This is a genomic window from Dendronalium sp. ChiSLP03b (assembly GCF_034531165.2).
Taxonomy (GTDB): domain Bacteria; phylum Cyanobacteriota; class Cyanobacteriia; order Cyanobacteriales; family Nostocaceae; genus Dendronalium; species Dendronalium minutum.
Genome location: NZ_JAVRBR020000084.1, coordinates 1 through 24303, shown reverse-complemented (window position 1 = coordinate 24303; position 24303 = coordinate 1). Strand labels below are relative to the sequence as shown.

General features: G+C 42.0%; 14 protein-coding genes. 9 read left to right on the top strand and 5 right to left on the bottom strand.

Annotated elements, in window-relative coordinates:
* The first annotated feature begins 34 nt into the window (after positions 1-34).
* From RMY31_RS20395 to RMY31_RS20355, 9 genes are all read left to right on the top strand, one after another.
* Complete coding sequence (locus RMY31_RS20395; protein WP_322661792.1) at positions 35-1210, top strand: aminoglycoside phosphotransferase family protein; 1176 nt, start codon at positions 35-37, stop codon at positions 1208-1210.
* Between the two features lie 22 nt (positions 1211-1232).
* Positions 1233-2309 carry a T3SS effector HopA1 family protein gene (locus RMY31_RS20390; protein ID WP_322661794.1) on the top strand — a complete coding sequence of 359 codons (1077 nt, stop codon included), beginning with the start codon at positions 1233-1235 and terminating at the stop codon, positions 2307-2309.
* Positions 2306-3319 carry an aldo/keto reductase gene (locus tag RMY31_RS20385; protein WP_322661796.1) on the top strand — a complete coding sequence of 338 codons (1014 nt, stop codon included), beginning with the start codon at positions 2306-2308 and terminating at the stop codon, positions 3317-3319. The genes RMY31_RS20390 and RMY31_RS20385 overlap by 4 nt, the downstream gene beginning before the upstream one ends.
* A gap of 46 nt (positions 3320-3365) precedes the next feature.
* On the top strand, positions 3366-4130 hold the full coding sequence (locus RMY31_RS20380) for a peptidylprolyl isomerase (protein ID WP_322661800.1): 765 nt from the start codon (positions 3366-3368) through the stop codon (positions 4128-4130).
* Positions 4131-4752: 622 nt separating this feature from the next.
* Positions 4753-4995, top strand: coding sequence for a mersacidin/lichenicidin family type 2 lantibiotic (locus RMY31_RS20375; RefSeq protein ID WP_322661802.1), 243 nt, complete (start codon positions 4753-4755; stop codon positions 4993-4995).
* Positions 4996-5178: 183 nt separating this feature from the next.
* Entirely contained in the window at positions 5179-8421 is a 3243-nt protein-coding gene (locus RMY31_RS20370) for a type 2 lanthipeptide synthetase LanM family protein (RefSeq protein ID WP_322661804.1), read from the top strand.
* Between the two features lie 309 nt (positions 8422-8730).
* A complete protein-coding gene (locus RMY31_RS20365) occupies positions 8731-13551 on the top strand; it encodes a filamentous hemagglutinin N-terminal domain-containing protein (RefSeq protein WP_322661805.1) in 4821 nt (1606 codons plus the stop codon).
* Between the two features lie 107 nt (positions 13552-13658).
* Positions 13659-16166: a CHAT domain-containing protein gene (locus tag RMY31_RS20360; protein ID WP_322661807.1), complete on the top strand. Its 2508-nt coding sequence runs from the start codon at positions 13659-13661 to the stop codon at positions 16164-16166.
* 421 nt (positions 16167-16587) lie between these two features.
* Positions 16588-16860, top strand: a complete 273-nt coding sequence (locus RMY31_RS20355; protein ID WP_322661811.1) for a hypothetical protein — start codon at positions 16588-16590, stop codon at positions 16858-16860.
* Positions 16861-17020: 160 nt separating this feature from the next.
* Here RMY31_RS20355 and RMY31_RS20350 read toward each other — a convergent pair whose 3' ends face one another.
* The 5 genes from RMY31_RS20350 to RMY31_RS20330 all read right to left on the bottom strand — a co-directional run bounded on the left by RMY31_RS20350 (position 17021) and on the right by RMY31_RS20330 (position 24051).
* Positions 17021-19081, bottom strand: coding sequence for a von Willebrand factor type A domain-containing protein (locus RMY31_RS20350; protein WP_409878133.1), 2061 nt, complete (start codon positions 19079-19081; stop codon positions 17021-17023).
* A 221-nt stretch (positions 19082-19302) separates the two neighbouring features.
* The gene (locus RMY31_RS20345; protein ID WP_409878132.1) at positions 19303-20055 is read right to left on the bottom strand and encodes a DUF928 domain-containing protein; all 753 of its coding nucleotides are present in this window, start codon (positions 20053-20055) and stop codon (positions 19303-19305) included.
* 35 nt (positions 20056-20090) lie between these two features.
* Positions 20091-22409 carry a CHASE2 domain-containing protein gene (locus tag RMY31_RS20340; protein ID WP_409878131.1) on the bottom strand — a complete coding sequence of 773 codons (2319 nt, stop codon included), beginning with the start codon at positions 22407-22409 and terminating at the stop codon, positions 20091-20093.
* 22 nt (positions 22410-22431) lie between these two features.
* Positions 22432-23382: a DUF1822 family protein gene (locus RMY31_RS20335; protein ID WP_409878129.1), complete on the bottom strand. Its 951-nt coding sequence runs from the start codon at positions 23380-23382 to the stop codon at positions 22432-22434.
* Positions 23383-23415: 33 nt separating this feature from the next.
* Complete coding sequence (locus RMY31_RS20330) at positions 23416-24051, bottom strand: sigma-70 family RNA polymerase sigma factor (protein ID WP_409878128.1); 636 nt, start codon at positions 24049-24051, stop codon at positions 23416-23418.
* Positions 24052-24303 lie beyond the last annotated feature (252 nt).

Here is a 24303-nt window from a genome sequence, read left to right as displayed (position 1 = left end):
TATTTTTTAACAAACTTGATTTATAAGGACGTGTATGGCACTTTTATTAAGCTCAAAAAACGTTTTTAAATATTTAGCAGCACAGAATATCTTTACTCAACAAGAGCAAGATTTGAGCCAAGTAGAACTTAAAGTTGCCAAAAACTTTAATCTATTAGTAAGTTTAGAAGACGATCGCCAACTCCTCGTCAAACAGGAGCGTCACAATCAAGAAGGAAAAACTGCGGGTGAATTTTTGAGTGAATGGCGAATTCATCAGTTCTTTCAACAAACTCTTGAACTCAATCACATCCGCCTAATGCTTTCAGAGGCTTTACATTTTGATGTGGAGCATTCTGTGATTGTTTTTAACTACCTCAATGACTACTATGATTTAGCTGATTTCTACATAAAGGAGAACATTTTCCCAACTGCGATCGCAACTTCAATCGGCACAACTTTAGCTACAATCCATCATGCTACTTTCCAACGTCACGACTACCAAGAATTTTTCTATCAGCAATCTGATGACACACCTAACGAACAAGCTCTTAATTTTAGTCTAGGACTAGAAAAGATTAGCCCTGAAGTTTTCGGTCGGGTTCCCGCAGACGGACTGAAATTCTTTGTTCTTTATCAGCGTTACGACAGCTTAGGAAAAGCGATCGCACAACTCATCGCTGAATCTGTGCCTTGCTGTCTCACGCACAATGACCTCAAGCTAAACAATATTCTTCTACACAACAATTGGCAAGAAGTCCTAGCAACAGCAGAGCAATCAACTAATAGTGTGATTCGACTTATTGATTGGGAGCGAGGCACTTGGGGAGATCCTGCATTTGACTTAGGAATGCTCATCGCCAGTTATCTACAACTCTGGCTAAATAGCTTGGTTGTGAGTAAATCTATTGATGTTGAAGAATCTTTGCGGTTAGCGATGACACCGCTCGAACAGCTTCAGCCTTCAATTTCTGCTTTGACTAAAGGGTACTTAGCAAACTTTCCAGAAATTTTAAAGCATCGCCCTGATTTTTTGAAACGAGTTGTGCAGTTTTCTGGTCTTGCCATAATTCAACAAATTCAAGCAATGATTCAGCATCAAAAATCTTTTGGGAATATGGGTATCTGTATGCTTCAGGTTGCCAAAAGTTTGTTGTGTCGTCCAGAACAATCAATCCCGACAGTTTTTGGAATAGCAGAATCTGAACTCATACTAATTCGTAATTCGTAATTTGTAATTCGGAATTTGTAATATGCAACTACTGGATTCTCCTCAAAGTTCACTATTAAGCGTACTAGATTCTCTGCAAGACATAGCCGACAATGTTCAAATCAAGCCCGACTTTTGTATTAGCCATCCAGCTTATAAACCCTTGGATATTCCTGCTGAGGTAGTAGCCCGCTTTCAGCGAACACCTTTGGAACTGCAAAATAAGTACTTGAGCCTGCAACTGCAAAATTTTCTCTACGGTATTTATTACAATGGCTCTCTACGAGCTAACTTAACAACTGATGCAGTACTACGGCATCAGAATCTAGAGAACAATACTTTTCTCGGAGTAGACCTAGAGTTTTACGATCGCCTACATAAAAGTAATCTTGGTGAAGGTTATTTCGATCAAGGTTGGTCTGTGCTGCGGCAAGAAAGTGATGAAAGTCTTGCTGTTACTAAAGGCGGTTTGACTTTGCATATTGAGCGCGATCGCTATTTACAACCTGCCGAACAATCAGCGTCTGTAGGCAGTATAGTTGCCATCCGTATGCCTCGCAATCTAGTTCAAAACGGATTTTACATGGCTGTTAGCGATGCCGGGCCAGATACTTCTCCTCAGACAGTCAGAGTTTATTTTAACTTGACACCTGAAGGGGCGATCGCTGTCATGGAAAGCCTGACACGGGAACTAAATCAAATTAGAATTCCCTTCACTTTTAAAGTGCTATACAACCCTTCTGACTACGGACGCTATGACAGTGGGGTTCTCTACTTTGAGAAAAGTAATTATCAAGCAATTCAGCAAGTGCTAAGAAGTGTTTATGCAGAAAAGCGCTCCTATTTCCGTACAGAAGTACCTCTATTTACAAAGTTACTTGCACCTGGAATTGCTCTAGCAGAAGAACCAGATTTTAAATTTGCTGAGTCTGAAAGTTTTGGGATGAATCGCTGTCAAATTGTTGCTAATGCCTTGCTGGAAGCTCGTCAAGAAGGTGATGAATCGCCCCAAAGCCGCATGGTATCTATATATCAGCACTTCTCCCTTCTAGGAATTGACTGGCAGCATTCTTACCTGAATGCCAACTCTGAAGATATCTACACACCGTTAGACCAATGAAACTAACCGATCTTGCATCGCCTCAAGTAGCCTCAGCCAGCAAAGTTAGTCATGTAACAAATAATTTTCCAGAATCCGATTTACCGTTTTATCGCAAACTAGGACGGACTGATTTAACAGTTAGCTGTCTTGGCTTGGGTGGTGGTGGTAGCATCTCAAGTGAGGATACTCTTTACGCTTTCGAGCGGGGGATTAACTACTTTTTCTACTCTAGCGATTTGCACCACTATATTTATAGTTCCATGTCTGGAGCGCTGCGTCAGATGTGTAGCCGTCGCTCCTCAGTCCGAGAGAAAGTGGTGCTGGCAACTGTGACTTATATCAAAAGTCCAGAAATGGCGCTAGCCGCTCTATTAGATCAATTCGTAGAGCTAGATATTGATTATATTGATGTGTTGTTCTGGGGGTGGATTGGTTCTAGCGATCGCTCAATTTTACAGGATTGCTTGCAACTTTCGCCTGATTTAAGAGGCAGTAATAGCGTCTATCAGCGCACCATTGAAAGAATGTTTGGTGCTTCCGAAAGACTCAAAAAGATGGGAGCCGTCCGCTATATTGGCGCTTCGTTCCACGATATTAATTTAGCGCAACAGTGCTTAGATAGCGATTTGTTAGATGTAGTGATGGTCAGACACAATGTCGCGCATCGGTCTGCTCAAAGTCGAATATTTAATCAATTGGACGCGCAAGACCCTTCTCGACCAGGTATCGTTACCTTCAAGTCTACAGGTTCTCATACGGGGGCACTCTGGGATGTTCCGAGTAGTTTACCAGAAAAATGCTGGCGACCTACTGTTCCCGATCTATATCGATACTCGTTAACGCAGAATTGTGTTGATGTTTGCTTAACAGGTTTGACTCGACGTGAAGAAATTGATGCGGCGATCGCAGGCGTTCAGCAAGGTAAACTAACGACCGCTGAAGTTGAATATTTGAATCTTTACGGCGATTTGCATCGCAATCAACAAATTCTAGAAATTTCACCCGAAAAACTGATTTATCGCAGCTAATCGCGAATAATTTCATCCAAATCAACTTTTACAAGGAAACAAAACAATGACAGAAACTTTGGCAAACACAGAATTAATATCCCTTCCAGAAATTGTAGCAACAGATGAAGATGTGATTGCTTACCTGCGCTATTCTCACAAAATAGCTGAATATGCAGTTTTAGCCGAACGCAATGCATTTATTTTAAATATTTGTCAACAGTTCAACTTGACTGTTACTGATGAGGAATTGCAAACAGTTGGAGATGCATTTCGACTCGAACATAAGTTACTAGGAGTTTCTGAAACTTTAGCTTGGCTTCAACAACAACGAATTACTGTAGACGATTGGTCTCAAGGTATCAGATTAGAAATACTTACGAAAAAGTTAAAAGAATATCTGTTTGGGGATGCTGTTGATGCTCATTATTTGAGCAACCGTAAAGATTATCAACGTGTTGCCCTATCTCAAATTTTAGTCAGCGATTTAACAGAGGCTAAGAAAGTAACTTATGCAATTCAAGAATCAAATGAGTCTTTTTGTGCTTTAGCACTAGAGTACTCGAAAGGTAAACAGTCTAAACAAAATGGTGGCTTTGTTGGCGTTCGCTTTCTTTCAGAATTAATGCCAGAGATTGCACAAGCTATTTCTCAAGCAAAAGAAGGTGAGGCGATTGGGCCAATACATACAAAACTGGGTTATCACATCCTCAAAATTGAGAAGTGCTTCCCTACTGAATTCAGTGAAAGTCGAGAGCAAGTCTTAGAATCTCTCTTTCAAAATTGGCTACAAGCAAATACTACCTCTACTTCGGGTACCGAACAGCACTAATAGTTTTTATCTTCCACTGTTGACTAAGATAATCAGATAATCATTTGTTTGAATTGAAAGATTCAATACAAGTCATTTGTCAGTACAAATAATTAAGCTTTAGTTACCTCTAATCCATTTTAGAGGTATTTTTTTATTTTATATATTATATAAAACAAGAAATTATTTTTGTCACCATAAAATTTTTTTTACTTAATTTAAAACGAATATAAATTAATTTAGTCACAAAAAAGGTAATATTTTGTTTTTTGGTGAGTAAATGTATTATTTAAGATATCTGATTTCTATGATGATTCATATATTAATTACCGTTAGTTAGATTTTGATTTAATTACTCAGCCTCGTCCACAAAATAACTGGTATCAAATAATCAATAATTTTAAAAACATTACTCCTCTAGTTTTGTTTTTATAATGAAGCTTAAAATATTGACTTACTAAAGTTAAATTCAGAAAATATAAAATCTAGAGATTAAAAAATAATCTCTATTTAATTATTCACTACTCAGTTAAATGACCGAGATAGCAATTTATATTGTTATCTTGCCATTTATGAATCAGTTGCTAATTTATTTACTCAGTCAATAATCTCGATTTTAACTTAACAACCAAGGAGATTAACAATGGGTCAGATCAATATTTCAGATATCGATGTCGTTCGCGCTTGGAAAGATGAAGAGTATCGCTCAAGTCTTACTGAAGTTCAACGCGCTCAACTTCCAGAAAACCCTGCTGGACTAGTTGATTTAACGGATGAAGAAATAAATGGAATTGAAGGAGGATGGTCTTGGGGTCGCTTTCTTACTATTACTGCTGAGTGTGGTTGCCGCTGGACTTTAACTGGGCGCTGTCGATGTCCTTTTTAATTAACTTTTAATGTTAGTTCAGGTTCTAAAACCATTGAAAGTTTACTAAATAAAAATCAAGAGACTATCGTGGTTTGACCAACTAACAGTACTGGTTAATAATCGCATAGAAAATAAGAGGGATTATAATCCCTCTTCATCTTTATTAGTTGAATATTCTCAAAAATTTAAACTAGTATTATCATGAGTCAATCTTATTTTCAATCTGCTATTTGGTATAAAGCTACTACCTTAACTGAACGCATTGCATCTCTTCACACCATTCAATGCGATCGCACCAACATTAACACCCAACTGCAACAACGACAGATGCAGCGTTGGAAATCACAATCTCCTTTCAGCAATAACTCTTATTTTTCTCAGCGTTTAGCTATAGACGGTGTTACAGAAGATGAATTTTGCCAACTTCTAGGCGAACCGATTGAAGCTGTACAGAATCGTTGCAGCGAATTTCCAGACTGGTTAACCCAGCTAAATCAAGCGTTTGCTCATCCTGATTCTATTGCCATGCCGTCTTTAGAAGAATTTGAAAGTTCAGAATTAACTGGTTTTTTAGATGCTATTGCACCTTTAATTAATCAAGGATGCGATCGCTTGTATCAAGAAATTCAAAAACTCATCCCAACACAGTCTCATCTTCCCTTTAATTCTAATACCGTTGTAGCTTTATTATTTAACAGTCTTCCAGAACAACTACTGTCGATGTTGGGACGCACGATGGTTTTAGAACTTAATGTGGCTCGTTTGCAAGGAGTACTATCAGGTAATACACAACAAGAGCGATTCCAGAGTTTTTTACAACGCCTACGCCAACGTGAGATTGTACTTTCTCTGTTGCAAGAATATCCCGTATTAGCCCGTCAACTAGTAATTACTATTAACCGCTGGGTAACTGTTAGTTTAGAATTTATCCGACATCTTTGTACAGATTGGAGAGAAATTGTTAATACCTTCAATCCAGATAATGACCCAGGTTTATTACTAAAAATAGATGGTGGTCTTGGTGATACTCATCGAGGCGGCAGGTCAGTATTAATTGCTAAATTTAGTTCTGGTTTACAAATAGTCTATAAGCCCAGAGCGCTGGATATTGAAGTACATTTTCAGCGACTTTTAACTTGGCTAAATCAGCGGGGAAATCATCCACCATTCCGCACTTTGAAAATATTAAATCGCAAAACTCACGGCTGGGTAGAATTTGTAGTTGCTCAAGGCTGTACCGAACCAGAAGCTATCCAGCGATTTTACGAACGGCAGGGTGCATATTTAGCACTACTATACGCCCTAGAAGCCACCGACTTTCACTTAGAAAATTTAATTGCAGCAGGAGAACACCCGATTTTAGTTGACCTAGAATCACTTTTTCATCTGCGGACTGAAGGCATGGAAATTACACGGTCAGACTTGCCTACAGTTAATCAAATAGTTTATTCCGTTTTAAGAGTTGGTTTACTACCTCAACGCCTTTGGGCAAATGCTGAGTCAGAGGGAGTTGACTTGAGTGGCTTAGGAGGAACAGCCGGTCAACTCACACCCTATCGCGTTCCCCAATTGGAAGCAATTGGAACCGATGAAATGCGGTTTGTGCGCGAACGAATGCCAATGTTAGGCAGCCAGAATCGACCAACTCTGAATGATACTCCGGTAAATGTACTGGATTACACTGAGGCGATCGCTACTGGCTTTACCGCCATTTATCGCTTACTGTTGCAATATCGAGATGAGTTGTTATCAGCAGATGGGCCTTTAGCTTGTTTTGCTGAGGACGAAGTTCGGATTATTTTGCGATCTACCCGCACTTATAGTTTGTTACTGTCTGAAAGTTTCCATCCTGATTTATTACGCAATGCCTTAGATCGCGATCGCCACTTCGACCGATTGTGGGCAGGAATCAAGCAACAACCATATCTAGCAAAGGTAATTGCTGCTGAACGCCACGACTTATGGCAAGGGGACATTCCCATGTTTACAACCCGCCCTAACTCCCGTGCTATTTGGAGCAGTTCTCATCGGGAAATTGCCGATTTCTTTGACGAAACAGGTATGCAAGGAGTGCAACATCGGATTCAGCAACTTAGTGAAACTGACTTGCAACAACAACTGTGGTTTATCCGTGCGTCTTTGACAACTCTGGTAATGGGAGAAGCACAAGTAAATTGGCCTAGCTATTATCTAAGCGAACCGCAAAATAGTGCTAACCGCGAACAACTGATAAAAGCAGCCTTGGCAGTAGGCGATCGCTTGGAATCATTGGCATTACGTGATGAGAAAAATGTTTCTTGGCTTGGCTTGACGCTAATCGAGCAAAAGCATTGGACTCTCGCTTCTTTGGGAATCGACCTCTACGATGGTCTATCAGGAGTGATTTTATTTCTTGCCTATCTTGGCAGTGTTACTCAACAGAAACGCTACACTACTCTGGCAAAAAATGCCTTAACGACGATGCAACGTCAACTAGAAAATGACAAAGCATTCATCGCTGCCATCGGTGGCTTTCATGGCTGGGGAGGAATAATCTATACCCTGACTCACTTGGGGGTTTTATGGGATGAACCGGAACTACTAGTACAGGCTGAATCTCTGGTTGATTTGCTTCCAGATTTGATTGCCAAAGATGAACAATTAGATATTATTGGTGGTGCTGCTGGTTGCATTGCTAGTTTGCTCAACTTGTATCGCTTTGCGCCTAGTCGACGCATACTCGCAGCAGCAATTCAATGTGGCGATCGCCTCATCGCCTGTACCCAAACAATGGAACATGGCATCGGTTGGATTGCCCCAGGAATGGGTAAAAAGCCACTGGCAGGATTTTCTCACGGAGTAGCTGGTATAGCCTCGGCGTTACTGGAACTCTCGGCAATTACGGGTGAGGAACGTTTTCGCAAAGTAGCTTTAGAAGCTATTGCTTACGAGCAAAGTCTCTTGTGTCGTCAAGTCGGTAATTGGCCGGATTTGCGCGAGTTTGAAAATACAGTTCTTTCAGAAAACGAAGAACTACCTAACTTTATGACAGCTTGGTGTCATGGTGCGCCGGGAATTGGATTAGGTCGATTGCGATCGCTACCCTACCTCGATAATCCCAAAATCCGCTCAGAAATTGACACAGCAATCAACACTACTGTAAATCAGGGCTTTGGTCTCAACCACTGCTTGTGTCATGGGGATTTGGGTAATTTAGAGATGTTGTTACAGGCAAGTCTTATCCTTAACGACCCAAAGTTAGATTCACAAGTCAACCGCCTTACAGCCGTCATCTTGGAAAGCATCAATCAATATGGCTGGTTGTGTGGAGTGCCAAAAGGAGTGGAAACACCCGGACTCATGACAGGACTTGCTGGTATTGGTTACGAATTGCTGCGACTTGCAGAACCAACACGCATTCCTTCAGTGCTGACACTAGCACCACCAAGACCTTGGTGTAAATAATTTTGAAATTTGCGAACTCTTGATTTCTTCTCTTTGCTTTCAAGTTCTCGATAGTTCTTGCAAAACCTATGCTGACGACTCAAATAGGATTGCTGTAGCTACTTGGAAAGTGTAGCAATTAGTTGTAGTGTTTGTAGGGGAAATGCGAACGCTCCACCGAAACAGAGCAATAAACCTACTTTCAGCACATTATCCGGGTAATACCTGCACATAAATATTAGTAAAAATTTCTTGCCAATTGAACTATTGGATACTCATAAATCCTGAATGCTCGTAGTTCGCAAAACTACTGCCAATCGAGAGGAAAAAATGTCTAGAACAACTAGATACAGGCGACATTGGGACTGGAAATTAGTAATAGCAATTTGGTTAGCGATGAATGGAGCGATCGCTTTTTGGGCAGATTGCGCCCTAGCTCAGATTACACCGGATAATACACTAGGCGCTGAAAGTTCTATTGTGACACCTGACGTTGATATTAAAGGTATTCCTAGCGATCTAATTGATGGCGGAGCAACTCGTGGCGCTAACCTCTTTCATAGCTTTCGCGAATTCAATATAGATGAAGGACGAGGAGCCTATTTTACCAATCCCACGGGGGTTGAGAATATTATTGGTCGGGTGACGGGAGGTAGCCGCTCCGATATCTTGGGTAAACTGGGTGTTTTGGGTAATGCTAACTTATTTCTGATTAATCCTCATGGCATCGTCTTTGGGCCAAATGCCAGTTTAGATGTTGGAGGGTCGTTTATAGCCACAACAGCTAATGCTTTGCAATTCCAAAATCAAGGCATATTCAGTGCTTCTAACCCAAATGCTCCACCTTTACTGACAATCAAACCCTCGGCTTTTCTATTCAATCAAATTGCAACTCAGCCAATTAATTCTATTGAAAATCGAGGATTTCTCTCGGTTCCTGATGGTCAAAGCCTGTTACTAGTAGGGGGTAAAATCTCTCCAACCCTGACTGCTACTGGAGCAATATTAAATGAAGGGTTTCTATCTGCTCCCAGTGGACGAGTTGAACTCGGAGGCTTAACCGCAGCAGGAACGGTTGGATTAAATGTAGATGGCAACAGTCTCAGCTTAAGTTTTCCTGATGGTATCACATTAGCTGATGTCGCCCTAACAGAGTCGGCATTGATTAATGTATCTGGAGACGGTGGAAGTATTGCCATCAACGCCCGAAACTTGGATATTTTTGGAGGTTTCCTGCTTGCTGGTATCAATTCGGGACGAGGGTCTGTGAATACTCAAGCAGGAGATATTACACTCAATGCTACAGGAGCCATTACAGTTGCTAGTAGCGAAAACTTTGACAGCCAGATTTTCAACTCTTTAAGTGAGGAAGCAGTAGGTAAAGGCGGTAACATCAACATTAAAGCTAGGTCGCTCTCTTTTGAGAAGACTAGTATGAGTACCTTTACTAATGGCTTAGGAAATGCAGGTAATATATCTATCCAGGTTGGCGATTCAGTAGCGATCGCTAATAGCTTCTTTGCCACTAGTGTATCGGAGAATGGAATCGGTGAAGGCGGCGACATCAATATCAAAGCTGGGGGGTCACTCTTCCTTGATAACAGTACAGTTGGTACTCTCACTTTAGGAAGAGGAAATGCAGGTAATCTATCTATCCAGGTTGACGACGCAATTTCCCTCACCAATAGCTCGTTTACTACCAGTGTATTGCAGCAAGCTGTAGGTAATGGCGGTAATATCGAAATCAAAGCTAGGTCGCTCTTTTTCACTGATAAAGCTTCTATTGATACTTTTTCTTTCGGACAGGGAAATGGTGGCAACGTCTCGATTGTCAGCGATGATTCGGTTGCATTTATTGATAGTGGCGTTAACAGCACAATTTTGGGCAACTTTCCCGCTGTAGTAGAGGGAGCAGTGCCAAAGGGCGGTGATATCAATATCCAAACTGGGTCGCTTTCCTTAGAAAATCAAGCGCGACTGGATGCGAGTACTGATGGACGAGGAAACGGCGGTAAGATATCTGTGCAAGCCAGAGACTCAGTGTTTCTCGCTAATAGCTCGATCGATAGCACTGTGAGAAGAGAGGCTGTAGGTAATGGAGGAGACATCAGTATCCAAGCCACATCATTGTTGTTGACAGACAATGCTTCATTAAATGCTGACATTTCTGGACGGGGAAATGCAGGCAATATTGAAATTAAAGCTAACTCGCTGTCTGTTTATGACTCTCGAGTGAGGGCTAGTACGAGCGGACAAGGAGATGCTGGCAACGTATTCATTCAAGCAAGTGACTCCATTTCGCTGGTTAATAGCGACATTGATAGTGATAGTAACGGCGAAATCTTCGATCCAAATATCGGAGAATTAGCGGGCAATGCAGGAGACATTAATATTCTGACTGGGTCGCTTTTCTTAAACGATGAATCTGGACTCAGTAGTAGTACTTATGGATGGGGAGATGCAGGTAATGTATCTATCAATGCCAGTGGTTACGTTTCCTTTGCTGGTGACAGCAGTATTTTGAGTGCTAGTACTAGCTTAAAATTTTTAGGGTTCGGAGAATCGGAAGCAGAAGGTAAAGGCGGTAACATCAGTATTATTGCTGATTCGCTGGCTTTAGATGATACGGTTTTGACTACTGCTACGAGTGGAAAAGGGGATGCTGGAGATATATTTTTGCAAATTAACAACTTTTCAACTGTGGCAAACAATAGCCAGATTACCAGCGCCGTCGCACCAGGATCTCAAGGAGATGGAGGAGATATTAATATACAAACGCGATCGCTGCAATTAAAAGATGGCTCGCAAATCCGAGCAAATGTTGAGAATTCACGTAACAATCTTCCTGCGGGAAGAGGACAAGGAGGAACTATTCAAATTAATGCTTCTGAGTTAGTTAGTATCTTTGGAGTCAGTTCAAATGGATACTCCAGCGGTTTATCCACTGCAACTGCGGGTATAGGAAAGGCAGGTTCCTTAACGATTACCACTCCCATATTACTCATGTCTGATGGCGCACAGGTGAGTACAGCTACCCTTGGCCCAGGTGAAGGAGGAAGTTTAAATGTTAATGCTTCCGAATCTGTACTGATGTCTGGCATCTCCACCGATGAGAATTTCACCACTGGCTTGTCTACCAGAACCACAGGTTCCGGAAAGGCAGGTTCTTTGACAATTACCTCTCCTGTGCTACTCCTTGCTGATGGGGCGCAGATTGACGCTAGTACAGTTGGTACAGGTGAGGGAGGGAGTTTGAATATCAATGCCTCCCAATGGGTACAAATATTTGGCACTTCAGTCAATGGTAAGTCTGGTAGCGGCTTATTTACTAGAACCGAAGGCGCAGGTACAGCAGGTTCTTTAACAATTACCACTCCTGAGTTGTCTGTCTATGATGGGGCACAGATTGATGCCGGTACTTCCAGTTCAGGTCAGGGAGGCAATTTAAATATTAATGCCTCAGAATCAGTGTTAGTGTTTGGAGAATCAGTCAATCGTACAAATGTCAGCACCTTGACTACTCAAGCTGAAAAGACAGCAACAGGAAAGGCGGGTTCCTTAACGATAAACACTCCCAATTTGTTTGTCTTTGATGGAGGACAGATTGATGCTAGTACCGAAGGTGCAGGCGAGGGGGGAAGTTTGAATATCAATGCCTCAGAATCAGTGTCAGTGTTTGGCACTTCATTCAATGAAAGATCCCCTAGCGGCTTATTCACTGAAACTGAAGGTATGGGAAAGGCGGGTTCTTTGACGATTAATACTCCTGAGTTAGTTGTCTCAAATGGAGGATTAATCTCAGCTGGTACTCGTAGCTTAGGTGAAGGAGGAAATTTAAATATTAATGCTTCCAAATCGGTGCTAGCGATCGGAGAATCAGTCAATGGTCGGGCTGTCAGTACCTTGTCTACTCAAGCTAGCCAGACAGCAATAGGAAAGGCGGGGACTTTAACAATTAACACTCCGGAATTACTTGTCCTTGATGGAGGACAGGTCGATGCTAGTACCTTTGGTGCAGGTGAGGGAGGAAGTTTGAATATCAATGCCTCACAATCGGTGCAAGTGAATGGCATTTCAGCCGATGGTCAATCTGCTAGCGTTTTGACTACCAGAACTCAGGGTATGGGAAAGGCGGGTACTTTAACAATAAATACTCCTGAGTTATTTGTCCTTGATGGAGGACAGGTTGATGCAAGTACCTTTGGTTCGGGTGAGGGAGGAAGTTTAGATATCAATGCTTCTAAAACAGTGCAAGTGATTGGCACTTCAGCTGGCGGTCAGTCTATTAGTGTCTTGTCTGCTCAAACTCAAGGGACAGGAAAAGCAGGAGATATGAGCATCAATACACCGCAATTACTAATATTTAATGGTGGACAAGCTACAGTCAGCAGCCTAGCAACAGGAGTAGCAGGCAACCTCGATATCACTGCTAACTCTGTGGAACTCAACAATGGAAGAATCACAGGACAAACTTTCTCTGGCAATGGTGGCAATCTAACGCTGAATATTGCAGACTTCTTAGTGATGCGTCAAGGCAGTGAAATTTCTACCACTGCGGGCACTGCCCAGCAGGGCGGAGATGGCGGAAATATCCAAATTAATACTCCTAACGGCTTTATTGTTGCTGTCCCTAGTGAAGATAGCGACATCAGCGCCAATGCTTTCACAGGTAGAGGTGGCAGAGTTGACATTACAGCTAGGGGTATTTTTGGTATTCAGCCCCGCTCTGACTTAACTTCTTTAAGTGACATAACTGCTAGTTCTGAGTTTGGGATAAACGGTTTCGTAGAAATTAACACACCTGATGTCGATCCCAACCAAGGATTAGTTAACTTGCCAGATATAACAGTTGATACTGAAATCGTACAAGGTTGTACTGCGGGTGGAACTGTAGCTAAGAGCGAATTTAACATTATTGGTCGCGGCGGCTTGCCCCCTAACCCAGGTGAAGCTCTCAACACTGATGCAGTACAGGTAGATTTGGTAACTCTCAACCCAGAAGTTGCTCAACACTCTACAGCAGCAGTTTCCCCAAGTACTACTAGCCCAACACCAAATTCTATCGTAGAAGCTCAGGGTTGGGTGATTGATGCCAATGGCAATGTGACTCTCACAGCCAATACTCCCCACACTGTTAGTTGCCAGAAGTAAGGGTGGATGGAGGCAAGAAGATGGTAAGAAAAAAATCGAGATTCCGTAAAATAAAACACCTTGTAAGTGTATTGCTGTTTTTGGCTATGCTTTTGGGGGCAGGGTTTTTGCCGCCCACTTTCGCCCATAAGACAACAGCAAATTTTATTGTTCAAAGCTTACCTGATGCCCAAAACTTGGTAGAACAAGGAAGAAAAGATTATGAAGCGGAACGCTTTGCCCAAGCGGCTACTTCTTGGCAACAAGCTATCTCTGCGTTTAAAGCCAAGGGAGATGAATTGAGACAAGCTATGACTTGGGGCAATTTATCATTAGCTTATCAACAACTAGGACGTTGGGCTGAGGCAGAAGATGCGATTCGTAATGCGATCGCTTTGCTTCGCGCTCAAAGTCTGAATTTATTACATCAAAAAGATAACTCCCAAATCTTGGCTCAAGTATTAGATATTAAAGGTCGCTTACTATTGGCTCAAAGCAAAGCTGAAGATGCCCTCAATACTTGGCAACAGGCAGCTAGTATTTATCAAAAAATAGATGATACTAACTTGATTCTTCGCAATCGCATCAACCAAGCTCAAGCTTTACAAACGTTGGGATTTTATCGTCAAGCTGAGAAGACTTTAAAAGAAAGTATCCAGATTCTGCAAAAGCAACCCAACTCACCTCTGAAAGTCACGGGGTTGCGTAGTCTCGGTAACGTCGTGCAAGTTACGGGAGATTTAAAAACATCACGGCAAATATTGCAGCAAAGTTTGGCAGTAGCTTCATCGTTGCCAGATAAGCAAGCAGTAGGTGATATTTTACTCAGTTTAGGCAACACAGCCCGCGCCCAGCAAGATGTGCCAGCAGCTATAGAGTTTTACCGACAAGCTGCTAATACTGCCACCTCAGCAACTACTCGCATTCAAGCTCAAGTTAATCAACTAAGACTGCTACTAGAAACCAAACAATTCCCAGCTTTTACAGCGTTGTCGTCTCAAATCCAAACTCAACTTAGCGACTTACCTGCTAGTCGTACAGCTATCTTTGCCCGCATCAACTTTGCCCAAACTCTCACGCAATCCAAAAAGACGATCGCCACCGATACTCCTTCATGGTTGAATATTGCCCAACTACTGTCAGTTGCTATCGAGCAAGCAAGAAATCTGCAAGACCAACGAACACAATCCTATGCTATTGGTGTTTTGGGTGGAGTGTACGAACAAACCAAACAGTGGAGTGATGCCCAAAACCTCACTCAACAAGCCTTGCTCATGGCTCAAACTATTGATGCTAAAGATATTGCCTATCGATGGCAATGGCAATTGGGACGTTTGCTCGAAGTCAGGGGAGATAATAAAGGAGCGATCGCCGCTTACACTGAAGCAGTTAACAACCTCCAAGACCTACGTAATGACTTATTTAGCGTCAATTCACAGGTGAAGTTTTCCTTTCAAGATGAAGTCGAACCAGTGTACCGACAGTTAGTAGAATTACTTCTGCAACCAGGGCAAAACTCCCAACCCAGTCAACAGTCCATAGCACAAGCAAGCCAGACAATAGAATCGTTACAAATAGCCGAACTAAACAACTTCTTTCGCAACAATTGCTTGAATTTAAGATTGCAGAGTAAAAAACAAGATCCAACAGCAGCAGTCATCTATCCATTTATTTTGCCAAATCGACTAGAAGTAATCTTACGCTTGCCGCAACAGCGTTGGTTGCACTACGCTACCAATGTGAGTCAACAAGAAGTAGAAACTACTTTAAAACAACTACAGCAAGATTTACCCAAACCCCACACACTGCGACAAGTTCAGTCTTTATCCGAAAAAGTATACAACTGGCTGATTCAACCTGCTGAAGTTGCCTTAGCTGAAACTAAGGCTCCAACTTTAGTGTTTGTGCTGGATGGTTGGTTGCGAAATATTCCAATGGCGGCTCTTTACGATGGTAAACAGTATTTAGTTGAGAAGTATAATATTGCACTGACTCCTAGTCTGCAACTAATTGAACCTAAACCATTGCAAAAAGAATTAAGGGCAATAGCCGCAGGCTTGAGCGAACCACGTGCTGGATTTTCTGCACTACCAAACGTCAAGCAAGAACTCAGGGAAATCAGTTCTGAGTTACCCAGCAGTATTCTTCTCAATCAAGAATTTACCAGCAAGTCTTTACAAAACCGCATTAATTCTCTACCTTTCTCTGTCGTTCATCTGGCAACTCATGGTCAATTTAGTTCCAAAGCTGAGGAGACATTTATCGTCGCTTGGGACGATCGCATTTATGTCAATGAGTTGAGTAATTTAGTGCGAACTATAGAGCAAAACAAACCAGAAGCGATTGAATTGCTTGTCTTAAGTGCCTGTCAAACAGCTGCTGGGGACACGCGAGCCGCACTGGGGATTGCTGGTGTCGCTTTTCAAGCAGGAGCGCGGAGTACGATCGCTTCTCTGTGGAATTTGGATGATGAGTCTACTGCCGTATTGATGAGTAAGTTTTACCAAGAGTTAGCAGATAAAAAGTTAACTAAAGCTGAAGCACTCCGTAGCGCTCAATTGGCTCTTTTACAGAGTCCAAAGTACAAGCGTCCTAGGTTTTGGGCACCATACATTCTGCTAGGTAATTGGCTGTAATTATGATATTCAGTTCTTTTGCTTGAGGATAACGAACCAACAGTTCTTCAGTACGAATGTGGATTGCGATCGCAATCCGTTTGAGCATCAGACGTAATATAGATACACTGCAACGATTCCAGTTTTATTATAAGTATTTATCCGAACTTGATATTAGACATCAATGGTCAAATCTTCAATCGCACAGAATTTTGCCGCTACTGATGTGGGCAGACTATCCGCTATTCGATTGCTTTGTTGCTCTTAACATTATTACTGCCAATAACGGAATCAAGCTAAAAAGTGACCAAGAATTCAGATTTCCATTGGTTATGAACACAAAATCATTAGCAGGGGTTGCTACTGCATTCCCTGATGATTCCAGCTTTGATTCGCAAGAATTGGCTGGCATCGGCTTTGGTTTAGAGTTCGATGGTTGTAGATGAACATAGGAATAATCGAGCCTTACAGTAACGGGTTTTTAGACGTTGTACCAGAGGGTGAAGACAGCGACTATTGGCAGATTGCAGCTATACATATCAATGGCCAAGCCTATTGCCCTACTCCTCAGCTTTATCGTTCAGAAAAAGTGGCATTAGCAAAAGCTACACAAATTTATGATTGGATAGCTGAACACGAACCACAAATTAGTAATGGGGCTTGCTACTGCTCGGAATTGAACCTTATCTTATGGCAACAACCAAAAGTGTCTTAGTTGACTAGAGAGTTTGCTTGCCTTGGACATTCCGCAAGAGAAGACAGATTTTTTAGTCACGCTGCCGATTGAGAAAGAGCGATCGCCTGCGGTACACTGTTGGCGATCGCTCTTTTGTGTGGGTTTTAAAACGCCTTTTCGTACCGTATTCCAATCCAAATCATTTCCTGGTAATCAACCCCCTAGATTGCTCCACCAGACGAATAAACTCACCCCGATAGCCCTCTTGGTCTTCCCCCTTCGCTTGAGTCGCCAATTTCATCACCAAATCATAGTTAGCGTTCCCCTTATACTCAGAGTCACGCAGCACCATCCCAAAGGTAGCTACCGCAGCAGCAAATCTCAGGTTTGTGGAGGGTATCTGGTCAGTTCTCAAATCATCATCTTGGATCGTTTGGGTAATTAGTTGACTGGTGCTGTCTTTGGGCAATTTATAGCGCAGTTTCACCTGCATCAACTCATTGCCAGCAGCATCCGGCGCAGTTACACCAGAACGCTGATACCGCAAGGGGTCTACTTTCGGTAGTTTCACATCGCTTTTTGTGCCGATGGGAATTATTTCATAAAGCGCTGTCACAGAATGACCAGCGCCAATATCCCCTGCATCTTTCTTGTCGTCATTGAAATCCTGATTTTGCAGCAGGCGGTTTTCGTAGCCAATCAAGCGATATGCCTGAACTTTCGCTGGATTAAATTCCACCTGAATTTTTACATCCTTGGCAATGGTAAACAGAGTTCCCCTGAGATCGTTAACTAAAACCTTTTTGGCTTCCAATAGAGTATCGATGTAAGCGTAGTTGCCGTTACCCTTATCAGCCAATTGCTCCATTTTTCCATCCTTATAATTGCCGGTGCCAAATCCCAACACCGTCAGGAAAATTCCCTGGTCTCGCTTCTGTTCAATTAATCGCGTCAGGTCGGCATCACTGGAAACCCCGACGTTAAAGTCTCCATCGGTAGCTAAAATTACTCTATTATTACCAGACTTGAGGAAGCTTTGTTTAGCTATCTTGTAGGCAAGTTCAATGCCCTGACCACCAGCAGTAGAGCCTCCAGCCTCCAGGCGATCGATCGCCGCTAGAATTTTGGATTTCTGACTACCAGGAGTAGCAGGTAACACTAATCCAGCATTTCCAGCATAGACTACCAAACTTACCCGGTCTTCAGGACGCAGTTTATTCACCAGTAATTTCAGGGACTGTTGCACCAAGGGTAATTTGTTGGGGTCATCCATAGAACCGGAGACATCAATCAGAAATACTAGGTTGCTGGGTGGTAAGGTTGCGCTCTCTAGGCGTTTACCTTGCAAACCCACCTGTACCAGCTTGTGTTGAGGATTCCAGGGAGCAGCAGCAACTTCAGTGGTGACAGAAAAAGGGCGATCGCCTTTTGGCTGGGGATAATTGTAGGTAAAATAGTTGATCAGTTCCTCAATTCGCACTGCATCCTTGGGTGGTAATTCCCCTTGAGTAACAAACCGTCGCACGTTGCTGTAGGATGCTGTATCTACATCAATGGAAAAAGTGGAAAGAGGGTCATTACTGACGCGATGAAAAGGATTATCCTCAATCCGATTGTAGTTTTCTGTATTGAATCTGCTACCTGTTTGGGCTTCAGGGGCAGCCCTTCCAATACTGCTACCAGCTTGGAGTTTGGGCATATTCGCACGGTTAACAACTCGATCCTGCACAGATGAATCAGACGGAATACTAAGGGGTGGAGCCGTGGGTAAGAGTTGAGTATTTCGGGTAGACTCGGCTTGAGTACGTTCTCTAGGAGTCTGAGTCGGAGTAGAAGCTTCTAATTCATCTATCGGACTTCTTAGGATTGCTAACTCTGGTGCGAATTGTTCCTGCAAGCGTTGTAGGGTTTTCATATCCCCTTGGGTAACTATCTTGGGGTTAGTCGCTATTAGCTCATTGCTCCGATTCACACAGGCATTCAAGACTGTGGCAAACTCAGTTCGGCTTACAGGAAGAGTGCCAAAGTTTTGGACGGAGACGACACAACTATACTTTTGTACCAATGCCTGGAGTGCTTGGTAGTCAGGGTGATTGGGTAGAATGGATGTTGCTGGGCTAGAACTAAGAGGAGTCTGATTGGCTGGAACCGCAACTGTAGCAGACTGACGTAAAACAGCAATTCCTACTGACGGTATCAATAATAACAGTGTTACAATACTAGCTCGCTGCCACATTTTGGATGGAATCGGGTAAGACATGGCTAAATCCTCACACTAAATTTGTGTATCGGTTCAAAACCTCGTGGAATATGTGGAAGCCCTATCTCTTTAGACTGGGTTGCTAACATTTGAAGTTTCCACTTACCTAGAATAGTCCTGAGCAGCTTGAGATTTCATAACTGTTGCAGTTTTGGTAACTGTAGCGGATACAACACTAAACATTCTTGTCTAACATCAAGTTATGCGATCGCCCTTTAATGCTAACTTTCTAGGTTGCAGCACTCGACTTTTGGTTCAGTTGCCACATCATTTAAACCAATAGCTTGCAACAGCGCCGTCCAAGATTGCTCTTGCGGATTGGTGCGACGTAGTTCTCCAGCAGCGCTCAACGCATCATACCAAATACCATTAGCAGCATAAAGAGTTACACGCTGGCTTGGTGTCGCTTTTGCCAGTTGAGTTTTCAGAGTAGAATTCAATTGATCTCGTTTTACGTATCCTTCAACATTCGCAATAATTTGGTTATCTTTTTTACAGTAAATATTGAAATACCAACGGTATCGTTTACCTATTTCCAAAGGTGCTGCTTTTGCTGGCAAGCCAAGGCTAACTACTCCTGGTGTGCTTGTTAAAGAAGTTTTGTAAATAGACTGATTTTGTGCTTCATCTTCTAGGACAAACTCTCCATATGCAAAGGACGAGGAGTAAGGAACATAGAACCAAAAACTAGGATGTTCCGCGATCGCAGTTGCAAATACCAATTCTGACTTTGAATAAACAGGCACTAAGGCTGTAAGTTGCTTTGCAGGAACAGCAACTGAGGACTGATTAATGTTTTGTCCGCAACCGCGACTACCTGCTTCTGCTCGCTTACCTGGTTCGCCAATGTCTGCTGGTGGAGGTGGTGCAGCAAATATCAACGATTGGTTAAGTTGTGCATGTACTTGTGTATGGCTAAGAAGTATGCAACTGATAGCAAGAAAAAGTTGAATCTTATAAATAGATAATTTCATTGTTATTTCTACCTCGACTTTTTTACCCAATCCTTTTACGCTGTAGCAATCAGTTGTCGCTGACTTGGTTGGGAATTAAGGTAAATCGCCATAGTACTGCCAGCGACTACTAAAACTAATGTTGACGGGACAAGAGGAACCCAAACACCAGAGCAAAAAAGAATAAAACAGAGCAAGTATAAAACGCCGATTACGCCGCTACCAACTATTAACAGACGTATACCTGAGCGATCGCGCCACGCAATTATGCCACCAATCAAAGACCAACTGCCAATCCATAACACTTCGCCCCAAACAGGCAAAATGAATAATAAAGGTCGTCCATCTTTGACTGCACTCACAATTTGACTGACCATCTGTGCTTGCAAAATCACCCCTGGTATTTCCTGATGAGAACCATCCTCAGTTATGTAAGAGGTAGGAATGTAATCGCGGAAGCTTTGAGCGGTAGTCCCAATTAGAACAATTCGGTCTTTGACTTGAGTGGGATTTACTTTACCTCTCAGCACATCTGTCAGCGTGACTTTGGGGGCAATTGCTAATGGAGAACCTTGAGAAGACCGATAATTGAGCAATATTTGATAGCCTCCTGTATCTGCTTGTTGATAGCCACCTCTGTGCGATCGCAGTCGCACAAAAACAGTGTTACCTATCTGCAAATCCCCAGATTTGGTATATTTGGCAGAAATCCCTTCCTGCTCCAGATAGTGAAATGCCAGTTGAGCGTTAAGAGCGTAGCGTGCAGTACAAGAGGATGTAGGTTCTGCTGGTTGCATTGCTAATAAATGGCGACGCACAACGCCGTCAGCATCTAAGACAATATCACTAAACCCTTGGCGTTCTGGCGGCACTCCTAAAGGCGGTGAAATTCCGGGACGCTCTTGTACGAGTTCTTTAACTTTGCAAATCGCAAACAATTTGTTATCTGCTAAAGCAGCTTGGTTAGATTTAGATGGCTCATCGCGATAGATGTCTAAGGCAATAGTTCGTGGTTTTAATGGTGTAAGTTTCTCTAGTAGTCGAGCTAGTGCTAAATCAGATAGCGATCCTCTTCTTTGCTTTTGCTCTGGCAGTTGAAAATCTTCTTCGGTGACGGTAACTATCAACAGCCGCGAATCTTGCTTTTCCTGGGGACGCGATCGCATGAATTGGTCGTAAGCTTGCAATTCCCATGTCTGCAATCCTCCTTGGTGTCTTATTCCCAGTACGCCAAGGGTCGCCAACAAACTCAAAATTAGCAAAGTCCGGAAGCGACGAATATTAAAAAACCGTTGGGACTTTGACCAATTTATGGGCACTACGGCAGGATGTTCGCAAATAACTGGCAACCAAGTAGCACCTGGATATTCCTTTTCTATGCCTGCCAGCCTTTCTCTGGCAGTGCGAACTGCGGCATATATAGAAGTTCCTGAAGAAAAAGCCTCTAGAAAATGCTTTAAAAATTTTTGAGCCACTAAGTCTGGCACTGGCTCGCGCATCACAATGATTTGCGGAATCTGCAAATCTTGTAACTCTTTTGCTAATCCTAATCCATCACAGGAGTTGAAAATTGCTAACTGCAAGCCTTGAGCAACGGCTTTTTTTAAAGCATACTTGAGGTCGGCGATCGTGATGCTGTCTGTTGCATTAATATAGATGCGACCATTGTCACCTTCGGTCTGACTATGACCGGCAAAAAATAAAATATTCCAGGGTTGTTTCCACAACTCATCGTTGAGGTCTGGAAGTTGAGGCTCTACTAAAAAAGTTGTAGCAGCACCGGGTAATTTTTCTAGTAATTGACGGTCTTGTTCGACATCAATACCTTCGCTATCGCCCAAAATCGCTAAAATTCTGATTTTCTTTTTATCAGAAGCTGAGTGCAATGTAGTTGCTATTTGTTCTGATTCTGGAACGCTCAAAGCAACTTCAGCATTTGGGTAATCCCGATCCACTAAATCCCATAAATGCCAAGGAAGTTTCTTGAGTTGCAAACAAGCAGTGCGAATCAAGATCCTGACTTCGTCTTCTGGCATTAAGTGTTTGAGCCATTTTTCTCGCACGGGACGAAAAGACTCTGAGAGTAACCAATTATTGAGATGCGATCGCAATTCATTAGTTAAGTTATAACAGTCCTCCCGTCGCTGGGAAATTGAACCATCGTAAACAATTTTTTTGGCTTTGATGCGGGTAAATTTCCACAGACTACTATAAGTTGACTGCCACTGGTCAATTACTGTTGCTATGTCTGGATTTGCAGGCAAGTATCCAGAGATTTCTGTCGTGGGACGAAAACCTTCTTGGCCAATTTCCAGCGTCACCCGCACTCCCATTTCTAAATCGCCATCTAGCTTCAGCACAACTAACTTTCTCATTGGCAGAACCTTTATATTCGCTTTAGATGGCAAAACTTTCTATTGTGCTACTATCTCCCAGCACTAGTTTAACGCTGAAATGTTCTCCGATTTCGCCGCTAAACTGTAATTGAATATTTTTATTAGTACTTCTCGTTTGGGCTTCCATCACACATGCTCCCTCCAGGTCTAGTATCTTGAGTTGTAGATTTTGGGGTAAATAAATTTCTCCTTTTGTGGGATGTATTTCTACAATTACGTCCATCTCTGACTCGTTTTCTGGAGTGAGAGTAACAACTAAAACTACTGTTTGCTCAGTCTTTCGTTGTCTCAATTCAATTAACTTACCCCTACTAATAAAAGCATGTTTTGTATTTCTGAGACTGCTATCTGCATAAATTGCTTGAGTACTTAATAGGGCTTCAATTTCTTGCCAACTATTATCAATAATATTGTCAAACCATTGTGTTAGTTGTATCAAACTATTACTTATCTGAGATTGAACGGTTAATTTTGCTGTATTTAATTGAGTTAAATACTCTAGTAACTTCTCCAACGAACTCAATTGGCTAATCGCTAATATATCAGTTGATACTTCTTTAATAAACCCTAATAACTTTGCTTCTCGATAAGATTTACTAATCTGCACAGCTACATAGCCAATTCGGTTTGATTGTGCTTCGGGTGGCACATAGACAAACTCTTCTCCTTCCAAAACTGGGCGACATTCTAAAGAGCCTATATTTTTTATTGATAAATCAGCAACATCCATAAGTAACTGCTGTACTGGATTCCAGCAGTCACTCGCTTCTAAATCTGTCTCAACACTCATGTATTGTAGATATGAATTCACAAACGATACAGCTAAGGTATTGAGACGAACTTGTTCGCCCTTTTTTGGTGTAGCTTGTTGCCTACATAATTGTTCAGCGAACTGCCTTGCGCTTGGAGATATAATTCCTGAAAATGTTAAAAAAGCTGTTTGGTTACCCATAGTTTTTGACTATTTGATGAAATGATATAAAATCTATAAGTACTCTTGTAATAAAGGAGCAAATTTTTTTAGACATCTTTGGAAAAAAGTATTTAATGTTGTAATTCCGATTCCCCATTCGACCGATATATCTTTCCAGGGAATCCCAGAATACCTTTTTCTCGCGATTGCTTGAAAATTTACTTCTGGACGATTTTTTATATACTCTTTGATAAAAATACCTTCTGGATCGTCTTCTATACATTGAATTATTTGATCGTACAAAGATACAGATTCAGAGCAGGCAATATTTTCTATATGAGACTTTTCTAAAGATATTTCATTTTCTTTCCCAATAATTTTAGGTATAGCCTCTGGAAAAAAACGTTTAGTTAGCAATACATTTACCCAGGTTAAAAATTCGCCGCGCTTAGGGTCATATTTGCTAATATTGTTATCTTGACAAATATAAAAAAATAGGTTTTGTATTGCTTCTTCATAAATATCTTCATAAATTGTTTGAAATTGACCGCTATAGGGACGGCAAAGTTTACCTGACAGCCAAATGGTATCGATCAATTGTGTTAAAGACATGCGTCGCTCTTTGCTTAACTGTGAGTGTAGTTGAGCAAAAAGCGCTAATTCTTTAAGTTGTTTGTCTAGCTGCTTTCTCGACGAGTCGTTAGTCATAAAAGACCTCGAATATCATCGCACTTGGTTGCGAATCCCTATTTCTCTCGCTTAGAAAGCGGAACTTTTACACAAACCCTCGATAAATGTTACAAAAGTATACTTTTCTCATCTCTGAAGAAACACTTTGCGTAAGGCTTATGTAGCAAGGGTTGAAAAGAATGGAGTATTTTGCGTATCTTGCGAAATTGGCACAAGTTCAAGGCCGAGAGCATGAGCTTTATTCCTGAGATTCTTAAGAACTTGTTCTTG